Here is a 15,437-nt window from a genome sequence, read left to right as displayed (position 1 = left end):
CCATGTCCAAACTGCCTGCACCCCTGAACGCGCTGCCGTTTCCGGTCATCGGCTCGCCGCTGTTCATCATCAGCAACCCCAAGCTGGTGATTGCCCAGTGCATTGCCGGCGTGGTGGGCTCCATGCCCGCACTCAACGCCCGCCCGGCCGAACTGCTGGAAGAGTGGCTCAAGGAAATCACCGAAACACTGGCCGCCTATAACGCGGCCCACCCCGACAAGCCCGCAGCACCCTTTGCCATCAACCAGATCGTGCACAAGAGCAATGACCGGTTGGAGCACGACATGGCCTTGTGCGTGAAGTACAAGGTGCCCATCATCATCACCAGCCTGGGCGCGCGCGAAGAAATCAACGCCGCGGCACACAGCTATGGCGGTGTGGTACTGCACGACATCATCAACAACAAGCACGCGCACAAGGCCATCGAGAAGGGCGCTGACGGTCTCATCGCCGTGGCCGCAGGTGCTGGTGGCCATGCGGGTGTGAAGAGCCCGTTTGCGTTGGTCCAGGAAATCCGCCAGTGGTTCGACGGCCCCGTGGCGCTGAGCGGTTCCATTTCCACCGGCGCTGCCGTGCTGGCGGCCCAGGCCATGGGCGCCGACTTTGCCTACATCGGCTCGGCCTTCATCGCCACCGACGAGGCGCGCGCCGCGCAGGCGTACAAGGACGCGATCGTGGCCCACGACTCCGACGAGATCGTCTACAGCAACCTGTTTACTGGGGTGCACGGCAACTACCTGGCCCCCAGCATCCGCGCCGCGGGCCTCGACCCGGCAGCGCTACCCGAGAGCGACCCCAGCAAGATGAACTTTGGCGGTGCATCGGCCAAGGCCTGGAAGGACATCTGGGGTTGCGGCCAGGGCATTGGCGCGGTGACCAAGGTACAGCCGGCGGGCGAGTACGTGGCCCAGCTCAAGCGCGAATACGCGGTGGCCAAGGCCGAGCTGCTGGCGCGCACCTACGCGTAGTTTTAAAGTTTTTTGGCCTCTAGCCCCCGCAGAATCTGCGCGGAGCGCTATTCTTTTTGGAGCGCCCTGAAATACTCAGGCCTGTAGCCGCAACTCTTCTTCGTTGTCGGCCATCAGGCGGTTCAGCGCGCGTTCCACGATAGGCGCCTGCTCCAGCAACTGCAGGTGGCCCAGGCGCAGCATGTTGGCCACCTCGCGCTCGGAGCGCACAAAGGCGTCAAAGCCTTCGCGGTTGGTGAACAGGAAACGCGTGCGCATGGGGCTGACCCAGCTCAGGCGGCAGCGGTGTGGCGTTGCGTCGGGCTCTGCCACCTCAAACCACACACCGCGCGTCAGCAGCTGGGCACTGGCGTCGAAATCGTCCATGGCACACGGGTCTTGCACCGTGAGCTGCGTGGCACGCCGCTGGTCCAGCGCTTCCATGGCGGCTTCGCCCGCGCTTTCTTCGAGTGCCGCACTTTGCGTGTCGATGGGCGGCGGCGCCTTCATGCGGATGGCCAGCATGTGCGTGCCGATCAGGCGGCGCGTGAAGGTGGCGCGCGGGTCGCCGTACCAGTGGATGGCATCCAGCTCCACGTTCAGCACACGCACCAGCTCGGGCAGCACGGCCACCAGTTCCTTGCGCTCTTCCGAGGTGGTCTTGGGCTGAGTACTCCAGATCAGCTGGTCCATGGTCTGCAGCGCGGCGTTCCAGCGGCCGGGTTCATGGTCTTCGCCCATCCAGGCCGCAGCAATCACCTGACGCCACTCGGTGGTCAGAAAGGGCTTAAGGAAAGGCACCAGCGGCAGGCTGTCGGGCAGGGCGCTGATGCGGGCATGGATGATTTCATCGGCATGGGCCAGCGCGGCATTCAGCGCTTCCTCGTCACGCTGCACATCAGCAACGGGCTCAATCTGCTGCTGCGCCTGCTGCTCACTCTCGAACAGGAATTCGGTGAATTCGGCCAGCAGCAGGCTGAACAGCGTGAGGTCGTCCTCGAACTCGTTGAGCACGCGTTGCACGGTGTGCTCGATGCGCACGTACAGCGGGTCCTGCTCGCCCTTTTCCGGGGTCCAGGCCACGGACGATGAGGCCAGCGTATCCACCAGCTTGCGCGCAGGATGCTCGCTGCTCAGGAAAAAGTCCCGGTCCATCATGGCGGCGCGCAGCACGGGAATCTGCAGGCGGCCAATGACCACCTTCATTTGCGAGGGGATGGCTTGGTCGGCGAACACGTAATCGAACACCTCGGCCAGCGCATCCACGGTGCCGCGGTCCAGCTCCGGGGCCTGGCGTATTTCTTCCTGTTCGCGGATCTGGCGCAGCACGTTGTGGTGACCGGGGCCATCTTCCTGCGGCTGCAAAAACTGGAAGCGCGAGGACACCTGGCCCGCACCGGCACCAGCCTGCATTTGCCCCAGGTAATTCAGCAGCGCGGGGTCGGCTGGCGCGCCTCCACTGTACTGCCCGGGCACGTAGTCATACTGCTGGCCCTGGGTGCTGCCGTCAAAGTCATCGTGGGTACCGGCGTGCATGCCACCGCCTCCCGGGGCGCCGCCGCCATATCCCAATGGCCCATGCCCAGCCGTACCCGACCCTGCACCCTGCGTTGCACGGGGGCCCACGGCAGCAGACCCCACACCTAAGCGTTGCAAAAAGGCCTTGACCTGGGTGGCGATGTGCTGTCCGGCGGGTGCCAGCGCGCTCCAGGGGCTGCGTGCGGGCTCTTGGGCAAAGGCTGCTGCGCCCGATGGTCCGGGGCCGCTGCCGCCACTCAAAGGTGCTGGGGCCGATTGCAACGGTGCTTGACTGCTCTGCGCGCCCGATTCGCTGAGCGGCGCGGACCCGGTCAGCGGGACGTAAGTAGACGATACCGATTTGCGAATGCGGTGCACTGTTTGTGCTTGCACACCCGCCTGGGTCAGTGTGGCCGTGAGGTCGGTGTACAGCGGCGCCAGGTTGATGGTGTGGGCAGGTGCCAGGGCTTGCACCAAGTGCTCTGTGGCTTGGGGGTCGAACTCGCCTTTTTCCCAGGCCACCATGAAGGCACGCAGCAGAATCTCGGGGCGAAACGGGTTAGTGGACGTGGAGGGGGACTCCAAGCCAAACAGGGCGCCCAACTTCTGCGTCAGCGGGGCGAGCGTGGCATCGTAGTGGTTGTTGAACTGCTGGGCCACCCGGTCCAGCAGCAGAATGCGGTGCACCTCGTCCACATCAATGAGGCTCAAGGTCATGCCGTCCAGCGCGTGGTCGGTCAGTGGTGCCGCTGGCTTGGCGCCCAGTGTTTCCATTTCGGGCCAGACATTGCGCACTTCCTCGTTGAGAGTTTGCTGCAAGGCATCGCGGTAGAGGCGGTTGAAGGCCGTGGACTGCCGGTCTAGCAGCATGGCCGCGGTGCGCAGGTTTTGCGATTGCAGCAAGGGCAGCTTGCTGTCTGCCAGATCCAGCAGGTGGATGCGAAGCTGTTTCAGTTGGGCGTCTTCGCGGTCTTCAAAATACCCCAGCGTCTTGCCCATCATTGCGCGCACCAACCGCAACGCCTGTGCGCGCGACTCCGGGGTGCTGTTGCTGGCTGAGAAGGGCTGAAATGCGCTCATGTACTACTGAAAGGTGACGCGACCTCTGTGGCCTGCGAACCGCTCGTCCATCGACTGAATTTCTGATGCGGAATGATCGCATGGACCATGCCCCATCCCTAGGCCCCGGCACAGCCACGCGCCCAGATTTACCCGCTTGATACACAGTTTCTCGTAACGAGTTGTAAATTTCCGTCAAATGGATGGAAAAGTCACACTGGCTTGCCCGGATTCCCATGCCGGGAACTTGTCCATCACGCGCAGATACGTCGGCGATTGCTCGAACTGCGTCAGCCATGTCTGCAGGCTAGGCCAGGGTTGTTGCGAAAACCACAGGGCATCGGTGTGGGCAAACTGGCGCACAAAGGGGGCCAGCGCGGCATCGGTCAGCCCGAATTGTGGGCCGGCCAGGTAGGCCTGGTTGCGCAACACCGCCTCCAGTGCTTGCAAAAACGCCGAACCGTCGGTCCGGTGCACCACGCCGTCGGGTAGGCCAAAGCGGTGGGGGTATTTGTAACGGTCCAGCGCCTGTTTGAAGGGGCCATCGTTCTGGGCGATCCAGGCACGGGCTCGCTCCCATGCGGCTTGTGTATCTGGTAACCAGTGTTCCGGGTCATGGGTCTTTAGAGCCCACAGCATGATGTCCAGGCTCTGGTCAATCACTGTGCCGTCAGCCAGCACCAAAACGGGGACCGTGCCTTTGGGGGAGGCCTGCAGCAGCTCCGCAGGTTTATGGGCCAACACCACTTCGCGCAGTTCGCAGTGCCGCTGGCTCACCGCTACGGCCATGCGCGCGCGCATGGCATAAGGGCAGCGCCGAAACGAGTACAGCACCGGTAGAGGCATGCCCACCTTAGCCTGCTACGGGCTTGGGCAGAACCGCACCAATGTGCACCTGCTGGCGTGTCTTGGCCAGTTCCCATTGGCGCTGGCGTTCACGGGCACTGTTTTTCTGGGTGTCGCTGGTGTGGGCGTGGCAGCGCGGGCAGCTCACGCCGGCCTCGTACAAGGGGGATTCCGTGGCGCCATCTTCCAGTGGCTGCCGACAGGCACGGCACAGGCCGTGGTGGCCGGGTACCAAACCATGGCCGACCGAAACGCGTTCATCAAATACAAAGCACTCGCCTTGCCACAGGCTATTTTCCGGTGCGACGGTCTCCAAGTATTTGAGGATGCCGCCTTCCAGGTGGTAGACCTCGTCATAGCCTTGTGCCCGCATATATGCGGTGGATTTCTCGCAGCGGATGCCACCGGTGCAAAACATGGCAACTTTGGGTTTCTTGCTCCCTGTTGCTTGCAGTGCTTCGGACTGCTGCACCCACCGCGGCAGCTCGGCAAAAGTCTTGATATGCGGATTGATGGCGCCGGCAAAGGTGCCAATCTCCACTTCGTAGTCGTTGCGGGTGTCTACCACCACCACCTCGGGATCGGCGATGAGCGCATTCCAGTCTTGGGGTTTGACATAGGTGCCTGCCATCCGGGTGGGGCTGATGCCATCCACCTGCATGGTGACGATCTCTTTTTTCAAACGCACCTTCATGCGGTAGAAGGGGGCTTTGTCCGCAAACGATTCCTTGTGCTGCAGATCAGCCAGCAGCGGGTCGGCTCGCAGATGGGCCAACACCGCGCGCACGTCTTCGGGGGCGCCGGCAATGGTGCTGTTGATACCTTCGCGGGCGAGCAGGATCAGGCCTTTGACGTTGCGCGCTTCACAGAAAGCCAACAACGCCGGTTTGCGTTCGGCGTAGTCGGGCAGGTCCACAAACTTGTAGAAAGCGGCAGTCAGGTAGCGATGAGGAGACATAGGGCAATTGTGCCTTGGGGCAGCGCTTGGGGGGTTAGCAGGGCCAGGTGGATCCGTGTTCGGGCACCATGGCGCGCCAAAGGAGTTCGTGTTCAACGCGGCCGCGCAAGGTGTCGGCGGCGGACATGTCCCCGTGCACGACATAGACCTGGCCCGGCGTGGTGGGGCTTTTGCGTAACCAGTCCAAGAGCTGAGTCGCGTCTGCGTGGGCGGAGGCCGATTCCAGTTGCACGATTTCGGCCTGGATCTCCACGTCCCGCCCATGGATGCGCACACTGCGTGCACCACTTGCCAATGTGGCGCCACGCGTGCCCGGAGACTGATATCCAGTAAGGATGACCATGTTGCGGTGGTTGCCCGCGTGGTGGGCCAGGTGGTGCAGTACCCGGCCACCGGTGGCCATGCCGCTGGCCGAGAGAATCACCATCGGACCATGGCGTGAAGCGAGGGCCTTGGATTCATCGGTGCTTTGGAGCATGATGGCAGCGTGTGTCATGGCATGCACTTCGTCGCGACTGAGCCGGTGTTCTCCCGCATGCTGTTCGAACAAATGGGTGGTGTGAACTGCCATGGGGCTGTCCAGAAAAATCGGCAGGCTGTGGGGCAGCGTGCCATTGGCCTTTAGTTGGGCAATGGCATGCAACAGGGCCTGGGCGCGCCCTACGGCAAACACGGGCACCACAGCAACTCCGCCACGAGCCGCCAAGCGCTGCAGAGCAGGCCCCAGTTCGGCCAGCAGGTTGTCCTGCGGATGGCTGCGGTCACCATAGGTGGATTCGATCAGCACGGTGTCGGCAGCCGGTGCGGCATCCGGCGGATTCATCAGCGAATCATCAGGGCGCCCGAGGTCACCAGAGAACAAAATTCTGCGCCCTGCGACTTCCAGCAGGATGCTGGATGCCCCCAAGATATGGCCTGCTGGTTGGAAGGTGGCTCGCCAGCCAGGCAGGGGCTGAATGGTACTGCGGTGGCGCACGGTTTTGATCAGGGGCAGGCAGTCCAAGGCATCTTGCCGCGTATAGAGCGGCAAGGCAGGGTTGTGTTTGGAAAAGCCGTGCCGGTTTGCAAACGCGGCATCTTCCTCCTGGATGTGCCCGCTGTCGGGCAGCAGGATGCGGCACAGATCACGCGTTCCCGACGATGCGTAGATGGGGCCGCGATAGCCTTCTTTGACCAGCAGTGGCAGGTAGCCGCTGTGGTCCAGATGCGCGTGGGTCAGCAACACTGCGTCCACCTGGTCGGGCGCTACGGGCAAAGGGGTCCAGTTGCGCAGCCGCAGGGGCTTGTAGCCCTGGAACAATCCGCAGTCCACGAGCAAGCGTTGGTCACCGTGCTGCACCAGGTACTTGGAGCCCGTGACCGTGCCCGCTGCGCCGAGAAAAGTGATGGAAACGCCCATGGAATTCTCCAAGAAAAAAGCCGCCGGATCGTTTATAGACCGGGCGGCTTGTGGGAAGTGCGAGTAAGCCCCGCTTTTCTTGACCTGGATCAGCTAAAGAAGCTCTTCAAGCGATCGGTCCAGCTGTCTCCCGACGGGGAATGTTTGCTGCCGCCTTTTTTGAAGGACTCGTCCAACTCCTTGAGCAGCTTGCGTTGGTGCTCGCTGAGCTTGACGGGCGTTTCCACGGCAATGTGGCAATACAAGTCGCCAGGGTAGCTGGAGCGCACACCCTTGATGCCCTTGCCACGCAGGCGGAACTGTTTACCCGTCTGCGTGCCTTCGGGAATGTCGATAGCAGCTTTGCCAGCCAGCGTGGGCACGTCGATCTCTCCACCCAGCGAAGCCGTCACGATGCTGATGGGCACCGAGCAATGCAGGTCATCGCCATCGCGCTCAAAAATATCGTGTTTCTTCAGGCGGATTTCGATGTACAGGTCACCGGGCGGGCCGCCATTGGTGCCGGGTTCGCCGTTGCCCGCGCTGCGGATGCGCATGCCACCGTCGATACCTGCAGGGATCTTCACCTCCAGTGTCTTCTGGCGTTTGATCTTGCCCTGGCCACTGCAGACGGTGCAGGGCTCCGGAATCACCTTGCCATTGCCGCGACAGGTGGGGCAGGTTTGCTGCACGCTGAAGAAACCTTGGCGCATCTGCACCGAGCCTGCACCATTGCAGGTGCCGCAGGTCTTGACCTGGGTGCCGGGTTTGGCGCCGCTGCCCTTGCAGGTGTCGCAGCTGTCCCAGCTGGGAATTCGGATTTGCGCATCCTTGCCACGGGCGGCTTCTTCCAGTGTCACTTCCATGGCGTAGCTGAGGTCGCTGCCACGGTAGACCTGGCGCCCACCGCGGGCACCGCCGCGTTGCTGGCCAAACATGTCGCCAAAGATGTCGCCAAAGGCTTCAGCAAAACCGCCATAGCCTTCTCCCCCCCCGCCGCCGCCCCGGTTGGGGTCCACGCCCGCGTGGCCGTACTGGTCATACGCAGCGCGCTTTTGCGCATCCGACAGCATCTCGTAGGCCTCTTTGGCCTCTTTGAATTTCTCTTCCGCGACCTTGGCACTATCTCCCTGGTTGCGGTCAGGGTGGTGCTTCATCGCCAGCTTGCGATAGGCCTTTTTAATCTCTTCCTCGGACGCGTTTTTGGCTACGCCCAAGGTTTCGTAATAGTCTCGTTTGGCCATGTGTGTCTCTGTGCCTGTTTACAACAGAAAAGCCGCGTTGAACCCCAGCTGGCGTTCAACGCGGCATCTTTCAGCTGCGCGTGTCAGCGCAATCAGCCTTTTTTGACTTCCTTGACTTCCGCGTCGACCACGTTGTCGTCATCTGCTGGCTTGGAAGCCTGTGCGCCTGTTTCGGGAGCAGCTTCTGTGCCACCTTCCGCGGCTTGTTTGGCCTGCATGTCGGCGTACATTTTCTCGCCCAGCTTCTGGCTGGCGGCCATGAGTGCTTCGCTCTTGGCCTTGATCGTGTCTTTGTCGTCAGACTTCAGGCTGTCTTCCACGTCCTTGATGGCCGCTTCAATCTTTTCCTTTTCGCCGGCTTCGAGCTTGTCACCGTACTCGGTCAGGCTCTTCTTGACGCTGTGGGCGTTGGCTTCGGCTTCGTTGCGGGCCTGCACCAATTCCAGTTTCTTCTTGTCGTCGGCAGCATTCAGCTCGGCGTCTTTCACCATTTGCTGGATCTCTGCTTCGGACAAACCGGAGTTGGCCTTGATGGTGATCTTGTTTTCTTTGCCGGTACCCTTGTCCTTGGCGCCCACGTGCAAGATGCCGTTGGCGTCAATGTCAAAGGATACTTCAATTTGCGGTGTGCCACGTGCTGCGGGCGGAATGCCTTCGAGGTTGAACTCGCCCAGCATCTTGTTCGCGGCGGCGATTTCGCGCTCACCCTGGAACACCTTGATCGTCACAGCCGGCTGGTTGTCTTCAGCCGTCGAGAAGGTCTGTGCAAACTTGGTCGGGATGGTCGTGTTCTTGCTGATCATCTTGGTCATCACGCCGCCCAGGGTTTCAATACCCAGAGACAGGGGCGTCACGTCCAGCAGCAGCACGTCCTTGCGGTCACCCGACAACACTTGTCCCTGGATCGCGGCGCCCACGGCCACTGCCTCGTCGGGGTTCACGTCCTTGCGGGGGTCTTTGCCGAACAGCTCCTTGACCTTTTCCTGCACCTTGGGCATGCGGGTCATGCCACCCACCAGAATCACATCGTGGATATCAGACGCGGAAACGCCAGCATCCTTCAGCGCTGTACGGCAAGGTGCAATGGTGCGTTCGATCAGCTCTTCTACCAGGGCTTCCAGCTTGGCGCGGGTCAGCTTGATGTTCAGGTGCTTGGGGCCAGATGCATCAGCAGTGATGTAGGGCAGATTGATGTCAGTCTGCGAACTGCTGGAGAGCTCGATCTTGGCTTTTTCAGCGGCTTCCTTCAGGCGCTGCAGGGCCAGCACGTCCTTGGACAGGTCGACGCCTTGCTCTTTCTTGAATTCGGAGATGATGAAGTCGATCACGCGCTGGTCGAAGTCTTCGCCGCCCAGGAAGGTGTCGCCGTTGGTAGACAGCACTTCAAATTGCTTCTCGCCATCGACGTCGGCGATTTCAATGATGGACACGTCAAACGTACCACCGCCCAAGTCGTACACGGCAATCTTGCGGTCGCCCTTTTCGTTCTTGTCCAGGCCAAAGGCCAGCGCAGCTGCGGTGGGTTCGTTGATGATGCGCTTGACGTCCAGACCGGCAATGCGGCCGGCGTCCTTGGTGGCTTGGCGTTGTGCGTCGTTGAAGTAGGCGGGAACGGTGATCACGGCGTCGGTCACTTCCTCACCCAGGTAGTCTTCGGCTGTCTTCTTCATCTTGCGAAGAATGTCGGCGCTGACCTGTTGGGGGGCCATGCGGTTGCCGCGCACTTCCACCCAGGCGTCACCGTTGTCGGCGGCCGCAATGGTGTAGGGCATCAGGTCGATGTCCTTTTGCACTTCTTTTTCGGAAAACTTGCGGCCGATCAGGCGTTTGACCGCATACAGGGTGTTCTTGGGGTTGGTCACCGACTGGCGCTTGGCGGATGCACCGACCAGCACTTCGCCGTCTTCCTGGTACGCAATGATGGAGGGTGTGGTGCGTGCACCTTCCGCGTTTTCAATCACTTTGGCAGTGTTGCCTTCCATGATGGCGACGCAGCTGTTGGTGGTTCCCAAGTCAATGCCGATGATTCTTCCCATGATTTACTCCTGCTAATTTGAAAATTCAGATGTGGATAACGTGTGGGTTACTTTTTTCTTTTCAAGAGCCCACAGCGCTCAAAGTGTTATTTTTTAGGGCGCTTGCTTTATTTCGCAGCGGTCACCGTCACCAACGCCGGTCGCAGCACGCGATCCGCGATGGAGTAGCCTTTTTGCAGCACGCTCACCACCGTGTTGGGCTCCTGTTCGGCAGGCACCACGCTGATGGCCTGGTGCTGGTGTGGGTCAAACTTGGTACCTGCCGTGGGCGCGATGGCGATGACCTTGTTGCGTTCCAGCGCTGCAACCAGTTGGCGCAAGGTGGCTTGGGCGCCCTCGCGGATTTGGTCGGCGGTGGCGTCCTTGATCACCAAGCCGGCTTCCAGGCTGTCAGCCACGGGCAGCAGGCTTTCGGCAAACGACTCGACGGCAAATTTGCGGGCCTTGGCGATTTCGTCGTCGGCGCGGCGGCGGGCGTTTTCAGCCTCAGCCTTGGCGCGCAGAAACTGGTCTGCCAGATCGCTGCTCTTGGCCTGCAGGGTGGCCAGCTCTGCCTGTGCCTGAGCCAAGGCATCCGCTTCGTTGGCGGCCTGGGCTGCGACCATTTCCTCGGTGCTTTGGTAGTCGGCGGCCGTTGGATTGGGAGTGGGGGAGGATGAAGTGTCAGACATGCGTTTGGATCGAAGTTAGGCGGGATTGCGCCCCAGTTGGTGTCCAGGGGCGCCATTTCAAGGGTGTTTAGCCCGATACGCCCAGCAATTCCACATCAAATTTAAGTGTGGCATTGGGCGGGATCACGCCACCGGCGCCGCGGGCGCCATAGCCCAGGGCCGCGGGGATGATCAGCGTGCGTGCACCACCCACCTTCATGCCGGCCACGCCTTCGTCCCAGCCGCGGATGACCATGCCGGCGCCCAGGTGGAACACGAAGGGGTCATTGCGGTCCTTGCTGGAGTCGAACTTGGCGCCTTGCGTGCCATCGTTGTACAGCCAGCCTGTGTAATGCACTTTGACGCTCTGGCCCTTGGTGGCCACGGGGCCGGTACCTTCGATGGTGTCTTCAAATTGCAGGCCGGAAGCGGTGGTTGGCATGGAAAATCCTTTTGCTATGAAAATGGTAGCTGGCAGCATATGGCGCACAGCGGCGCCAGAGCCAGAAAACCTTAAATTATGCCGCAGACGAAAAAAAGACAGGTTAAACCTGTCTGTGGGGGAGCAGGGCCCATCAGGGGCCCGGAGCTGGGGTTACTTGGCCTTCTTGGCCAGGCTGGTGGACCATTTCACGGCAAAGGCCTGCAAATCGCCCAAGCGCTTGAGCAGGTCGGCGCCTGCGGGGGTGACGATGTAGCCGTCGCTGCCATGGGTTAGCAGGCCGGCTTCGCGCAGTTCCTTGATGCGGGTGTTCAGGGTGTTGGGCGTAATGCCACCCACGCTGTCTTGCAGCAAACGGAAGGTTTGTGCATGGCCGTCTCGCAAGGCCCACAAAACACGAATCGCGTAGCGGGATTCCAGCAATCCCAGCAATTGACCCACAGCGACCGTTTCTTTTGCACTCATTACCTTACCCTTTGTCTAGACCATGACTGGTTGTGCGCCTTGGCACAAACCGCTGAAATGAGGGGAAACTATATCGCAGATTTCTGGCTGCTACAAGTTTCATAGCTGGTGGGGCTCACTTTTCGGGGGCTAACCCCTAAAAACACCATTTATGCAACCGTGCGGACGCTCTTGCCAGCCCTACGGGGAGATGCTAAGTTCAGCCTGTCAAGGCGCGTTGGCACGCCCTATCTGGAGACTGGAAATGAATTTCAACTTTGAGCAGGTTCACAACTACTACGAGCGCCTGGTCTTCGAGGAAGTGGTGCGCCGTGCGCCCATGTTTGAGGATTTCACCAACGACATGTTGGCTGATGTGGCCTGTGTGGCGCTGAACCGCCTGCCGGCGCGCTATGTGCGCCACGACGTGGACATGATGTTCTACCTGACCGAGCAGGAGCGCCACGCCATCGAGCTGTCGCTGGAAGAGGTGCTGCAGTTTGCTTTTGGCTTTGTGCGCGAGCGCTCGGCCAAAGCCAACCTCTGACAGGCTGCGTCAGAAAGTCGCTGTCACCTTGGCCAGCAGCGCGGGCGAAATCGAAGGCAGTACTCCAAACCAGGCTTCAAACGCCGGGCGTGCCTGGTTTAGCAACATGCCAAGGCCGTTCACTGTGGTGTTGCCACGTGCTTGGGCTGCGGTGAGCAGCGGAGTTTCCAGCGGCACGTAGACGATGTCTGACACCAGGGCGCTGGCGGGCAGGGCGTGCAAATCCAGATCCAGCGCGGGTTGGCCGTGCATGCCTTGGTTGGTGGTGTTGACCAGCAGCGCCACGCCTTCCAGTGCGCCATGGCGTTCAGCCCAGGGTACGGCGTGCACCTGTGGGCCAAACTCCTGGGCCATGTCTACCGCCTTGGAGTCGCTGCGGTTACAGAGGCGGATTTCAGTCGCCCCCTCGTCGAGCAGACCTGCAATCACGGCCCGGGCTGCGCCACCGGCACCTATCACGCACGCCGGGCCGGCATCGGCCCGCCAGGCCGGCGCGGCATCCCTCAGGCTCTGGATGAAGCCGAATGCATCGGTATTGCGGCCGGTCAGCGATCCATCGTCCCCGACTACGATGGTATTGGCCGCGCCAATGCGTTGGGCCAGGGGTTCCAGGTGGTCCACGATGGACATGGCCGCCACCTTGTGCGGGATCGTCAGATTGCAGCCAGCAAAACCCAAGGTGGGCAGGGCGCGCAGTGCCTGTTCAATTCGATCAGGCTGCACGGGCAGCAACACATAGGCGCCGCGCAGGCGGTGCTCTGCAATCCAATGCGAGTGAATGACCGGCGAGCGGGAATGGGCTACGGGCCAGCCCATGACGCCGGCAAGTCGGTACAGTTGATCGTTGGCCATCGGGTAGGAATGCAAAAAGTACTATCAAAAAAATAGCGCCCCGCGCACATTCCATGTGGGCTGGGGCGCTAAATGGCTTGTAAAAGCCGGTGGACTTTACAGCGTATCGGTGAAGCTGCGAAGCTTGTCCGAACGGCTGGGGTGCTTGAGTTTGCGCAGCGCCTTGGCTTCGATCTGGCGGATGCGTTCGCGCGTCACGTCAAACTGCTTGCCTACTTCTTCCAGCGTGTGGTCCGAAGTCATTTCGATACCGAAGCGCATGCGCAGCACCTTGGCTTCGCGGGGCGTCAGGCTGTCCAGGATGTCCTTGACCACATCGCGCAGACCGGCCTGCATGGCGGCTTCCATGGGTGCGGTGTTGGCGCTGTCTTCGATGAAGTCGCCCAGGTGGCTGTCGTCATCGTCCCCGATTGGCGTTTCCATGGAGATCGGCTCTTTGGCGATCTTCATGATCTTGCGGATCTTGTCTTCCGGAATCTCCATCTTGGCAGCCAACACGGATGCGTCCGGCTCAAAACCGAACTCCTGCAGGTGCTGGCGGCTGATGCGGTTCATCTTGTTGATGGTTTCGATCATGTGCACCGGGATACGGATGGTGCGCGCCTGGTCCGCAATGGAGCGGGTGATGGCCTGGCGAATCCACCAGGTGGCGTAGGTCGAGAACTTGTAGCCGCGGCGGTATTCGAACTTGTCGACCGCCTTCATCAGGCCGATGTTGCCTTCCTGGATCAGATCCAGGAACTGCAGACCGCGGTTCGTGTACTTCTTGGCAATCGAGATCACCAGGCGCAAATTGGCCTCGATCATTTCCTTCTTGGCCGCGCGGGACGAGTACTCGCCCTCGTTCATGCGCTTGTTGATGTCTTTTAACTGGTCCAGGGGCACCACGACTTGCGCTTGCAGGTCCATGAGCTTTTGCTGCAGGTCCTGTACGGGCGGAATGTTGCGGCCCATAACGGCAGCCCAAGGCTTGCCGGAGGCGGCTTGCTTCTCGATCCACTTGAGGTTCAGCAGGTTGGAGGCAATCTTGTTGCCGTTCTTGTCGCGGCCGCTGAAGTCGGTAATGAAGTGCTCTTGCGGGTAGCCGCACTTGTCCACAATGATGCGGCGCAGCTCGCGCTCCTTTTTGCGCACATCGTCCACCTGGCCGCGGACCATGTCGCACAGCTTCTCGATCGCCTTGGCGGTGAAGCGGATGGTCATCAGCTCTTCGCTCAGGGCCTTCTGCGCCTTGACGTAGGCGGGGGTGCCATAGCCTTCCTTGTCGTAGACCTTGTGCACTTTTTCGAACAGCTCGCGCAGTTTGTCAAAGCGTTCCAGTGCCTGCTTCTTCAGCTCTTCGAGCTTTTTGGTCAGCGCCTTGGAGCCACCCTTGCCGTCGTCGTCGTCGGCTTCGTCAAACTCATCAAAGTCTTCTTCGGCCACATAGTCGTCGGCCTCGTTGGGGTTGGAGAAGCCGTCCACGATGGTGGTGATGACAACCTTGCCTTCGCGGATTTCCTCGCCCAGGCGCAGGATCTCAGCGATGGTGGCAGGCGATGCAGAGATCGCCTCCATCATGGCCATCAGACCGCCTTCAATGCGCTTGGCGATTTCAATTTCGCCTTCGCGCGTCAGCAGTTCCACGGTACCCATTTCGCGCATGTACATGCGCACGGGGTCTGTGGTGCGGCCGAACTCGCTGTCCACGGTGGACAGCGCGGCTTCGGCTTCTTCTTCGGCTTCCTCGGCCGTAGCGGCCGTGGAGACGTTGTTGTTCAGCAGAAGGGTTTCTGCGTCAGGGGTTTGCTCGTACACCGCCACGCCCATGTCGTTCAACATGGAGATCACGACTTCCAGCGTTTCTGCGTCGACCAGCTTGTCGGGCAAGTGGTCGGAGATTTCTCCGTGGGTCAGGTAGCCGCGGGTCTTGCCCAAGGTGATCAGGGCCTTCAGGCGTGCACGGCGCTTGGCCATGTCTTCTTCGGAGAGCACGGTTTCGTCCAGGCCGAATTCCTTCATCAAGGCGCGTTCCTTCGCCTTGCTGATCTTCATGCGCAGGGGCTTGACCTTTTCGCCGGCCGCCGCAGCGACTTCCGGTTCACCGGCCAGGTCGGCTTCAATGTCCGACATGTCCATATCGTCACCCGAGGATTCGGCCGCAGCCTTGGGCTTGCGGCCGCGCTTGGCACCTGTCGTGGCCTTGGCGGGCGCCTCGGACTCAGCCGCTGCAGCCTTGGCGGGGCGTCCGGGTTTCTTTTTCTTCAGTAACTCGTCGGCGGCGGCAAGAAGGTCGGCTTTGGATTTGGAGGCGGGCACGGAGGAGGCTTTCTTTTCGGTCTTCGACGCGGACTTGCTGGCGGGCTGGACGGGCTTGGCGGATTTTGAAGCGGGCATGCAAAAACCTCAGAACAACAAAAAAACTGGCAAACAGAACAGAGACCAGCTACGTCACGCGACAGGCGAAGTAGGTGGCAAGACAGGGAAGGTCATTCCCCAATGGCAAGAAGGGAGGGCGATCATTTGGGATGCAGTCC

13 protein-coding genes are annotated in these 15,437 nt (G+C 61.0%); 2 read left to right on the top strand and 11 right to left on the bottom strand.

All coding sequences use genetic code 11. The annotated features are described in order from the left end of the window. Window positions 1–2 precede the first annotated feature (2 nt). Window positions 3–968: an NAD(P)H-dependent flavin oxidoreductase gene (locus AC07OE_RS10210; RefSeq protein ID WP_495070449.1), complete on the top strand. Its 966-nt coding sequence runs from the start codon at window positions 3–5 to the stop codon at window positions 966–968. Window positions 969–1,043: 75 nt separating this feature from the next. Here AC07OE_RS10210 and AC07OE_RS10205 read toward each other — a convergent pair whose 3' ends face one another. The 9 genes from AC07OE_RS10205 to AC07OE_RS10165 form a co-directional block, all read right to left on the bottom strand. Further along, window positions 1,044–3,545, bottom strand: a complete 2,502-nt coding sequence (locus tag AC07OE_RS10205) for a DUF1631 family protein (RefSeq protein ID WP_495070448.1) — start codon at window positions 3,543–3,545, stop codon at window positions 1,044–1,046. A 174-nt stretch (window positions 3,546–3,719) separates the two neighbouring features. Next, a complete protein-coding gene (locus tag AC07OE_RS10200) occupies window positions 3,720–4,370 on the bottom strand; it encodes a glutathione S-transferase (protein ID WP_495070492.1) in 651 nt (216 codons plus the stop codon). Between the two features lie 7 nt (window positions 4,371–4,377). After that, the gene (gene trhO / locus AC07OE_RS10195; RefSeq protein ID WP_495070447.1) at window positions 4,378–5,328 is read right to left on the bottom strand and encodes an oxygen-dependent tRNA uridine(34) hydroxylase TrhO; all 951 of its coding nucleotides are present in this window, start codon (window positions 5,326–5,328) and stop codon (window positions 4,378–4,380) included. 34 nt (window positions 5,329–5,362) lie between these two features. Further along, window positions 5,363–6,727, bottom strand: coding sequence for an MBL fold metallo-hydrolase (locus AC07OE_RS10190; RefSeq protein WP_495070446.1), 1,365 nt, complete (start codon window positions 6,725–6,727; stop codon window positions 5,363–5,365). A gap of 89 nt (window positions 6,728–6,816) precedes the next feature. Then, window positions 6,817–7,950: a molecular chaperone DnaJ gene (dnaJ, locus tag AC07OE_RS10185; protein ID WP_495070445.1), complete on the bottom strand. Its 1,134-nt coding sequence runs from the start codon at window positions 7,948–7,950 to the stop codon at window positions 6,817–6,819. 92 nt (window positions 7,951–8,042) lie between these two features. Next, complete coding sequence (gene dnaK, locus AC07OE_RS10180) at window positions 8,043–9,986, bottom strand: molecular chaperone DnaK (RefSeq protein ID WP_495070444.1); 1,944 nt, start codon at window positions 9,984–9,986, stop codon at window positions 8,043–8,045. A 107-nt stretch (window positions 9,987–10,093) separates the two neighbouring features. Further along, on the bottom strand, window positions 10,094–10,657 hold the full coding sequence (gene grpE, locus AC07OE_RS10175) for a nucleotide exchange factor GrpE (protein WP_495070443.1): 564 nt from the start codon (window positions 10,655–10,657) through the stop codon (window positions 10,094–10,096). A gap of 67 nt (window positions 10,658–10,724) precedes the next feature. Beyond that, window positions 10,725–11,078 (bottom strand): FKBP-type peptidyl-prolyl cis-trans isomerase, encoded by a 354-nt coding sequence (locus AC07OE_RS10170; RefSeq protein ID WP_495070442.1) that lies wholly within the window; start codon window positions 11,076–11,078, stop codon window positions 10,725–10,727. 153 nt (window positions 11,079–11,231) lie between these two features. After that, on the bottom strand, window positions 11,232–11,543 hold the full coding sequence (locus AC07OE_RS10165) for a winged helix-turn-helix transcriptional regulator (RefSeq protein ID WP_479597968.1): 312 nt from the start codon (window positions 11,541–11,543) through the stop codon (window positions 11,232–11,234). Between the two features lie 244 nt (window positions 11,544–11,787). Here AC07OE_RS10165 and AC07OE_RS10160 point away from each other — a divergent pair, with 244 nt between their 5' ends. Beyond that, the gene (locus AC07OE_RS10160) at window positions 11,788–12,069 is read left to right on the top strand and encodes a late competence development ComFB family protein (protein ID WP_477887113.1); all 282 of its coding nucleotides are present in this window, start codon (window positions 11,788–11,790) and stop codon (window positions 12,067–12,069) included. 9 nt (window positions 12,070–12,078) lie between these two features. Here AC07OE_RS10160 and AC07OE_RS10155 read toward each other — a convergent pair whose 3' ends face one another. Next, a complete protein-coding gene (locus tag AC07OE_RS10155) occupies window positions 12,079–12,921 on the bottom strand; it encodes a shikimate dehydrogenase (RefSeq protein WP_495070441.1) in 843 nt (280 codons plus the stop codon). Between the two features lie 96 nt (window positions 12,922–13,017). Next, complete coding sequence (gene rpoD / locus AC07OE_RS10150) at window positions 13,018–15,297, bottom strand: RNA polymerase sigma factor RpoD (protein WP_495070440.1); 2,280 nt, start codon at window positions 15,295–15,297, stop codon at window positions 13,018–13,020. Window positions 15,298–15,437 lie beyond the last annotated feature (140 nt).

The sequence above is a fragment of the Rhodoferax sp. GW821-FHT09E07 genome (genome assembly GCF_059416145.1).
Note: the sequence above shows the minus strand (reverse complement) of the source record. Positions and strands in the feature narration are given on the sequence as shown.

Bases quoted from the DNA above. Each gene is read 5' to 3' on its own strand.
- grpE (WP_495070443.1), bottom strand. From the start codon at position 10,657: ATGTCTGACACTTCATCCTCCCCCACTCCCAATCCAACGGCCGCCGAC.
- AC07OE_RS10165 (WP_479597968.1), bottom strand. From the start codon at position 11,543: ATGAGTGCAAAAGAAACGGTCGCTGTGGGTCAATTGCTGGGATTGCTG.
- AC07OE_RS10160 (WP_477887113.1), top strand. From the start codon at position 11,788: ATGAATTTCAACTTTGAGCAGGTTCACAACTACTACGAGCGCCTGGTC.
- AC07OE_RS10190 (WP_495070446.1), bottom strand. From the start codon at position 6,727: ATGGGCGTTTCCATCACTTTTCTCGGCGCAGCGGGCACGGTCACGGGC.
- AC07OE_RS10170 (WP_495070442.1), bottom strand. From the start codon at position 11,078: ATGCCAACCACCGCTTCCGGCCTGCAATTTGAAGACACCATCGAAGGT.
- dnaJ (WP_495070445.1), bottom strand. From the start codon at position 7,950: ATGGCCAAACGAGACTATTACGAAACCTTGGGCGTAGCCAAAAACGCG.
- dnaK (WP_495070444.1), bottom strand. From the start codon at position 9,986: ATGGGAAGAATCATCGGCATTGACTTGGGAACCACCAACAGCTGCGTC.
- trhO (WP_495070447.1), bottom strand. From the start codon at position 5,328: ATGTCTCCTCATCGCTACCTGACTGCCGCTTTCTACAAGTTTGTGGAC.
- AC07OE_RS10155 (WP_495070441.1), bottom strand. From the start codon at position 12,921: ATGGCCAACGATCAACTGTACCGACTTGCCGGCGTCATGGGCTGGCCC.
- AC07OE_RS10200 (WP_495070492.1), bottom strand. From the start codon at position 4,370: ATGCCTCTACCGGTGCTGTACTCGTTTCGGCGCTGCCCTTATGCCATG.
- AC07OE_RS10210 (WP_495070449.1), top strand. From the start codon at position 3: ATGTCCAAACTGCCTGCACCCCTGAACGCGCTGCCGTTTCCGGTCATC.
- AC07OE_RS10205 (WP_495070448.1), bottom strand. From the start codon at position 3,545: ATGAGCGCATTTCAGCCCTTCTCAGCCAGCAACAGCACCCCGGAGTCG.
- rpoD (WP_495070440.1), bottom strand. From the start codon at position 15,297: ATGCCCGCTTCAAAATCCGCCAAGCCCGTCCAGCCCGCCAGCAAGTCC.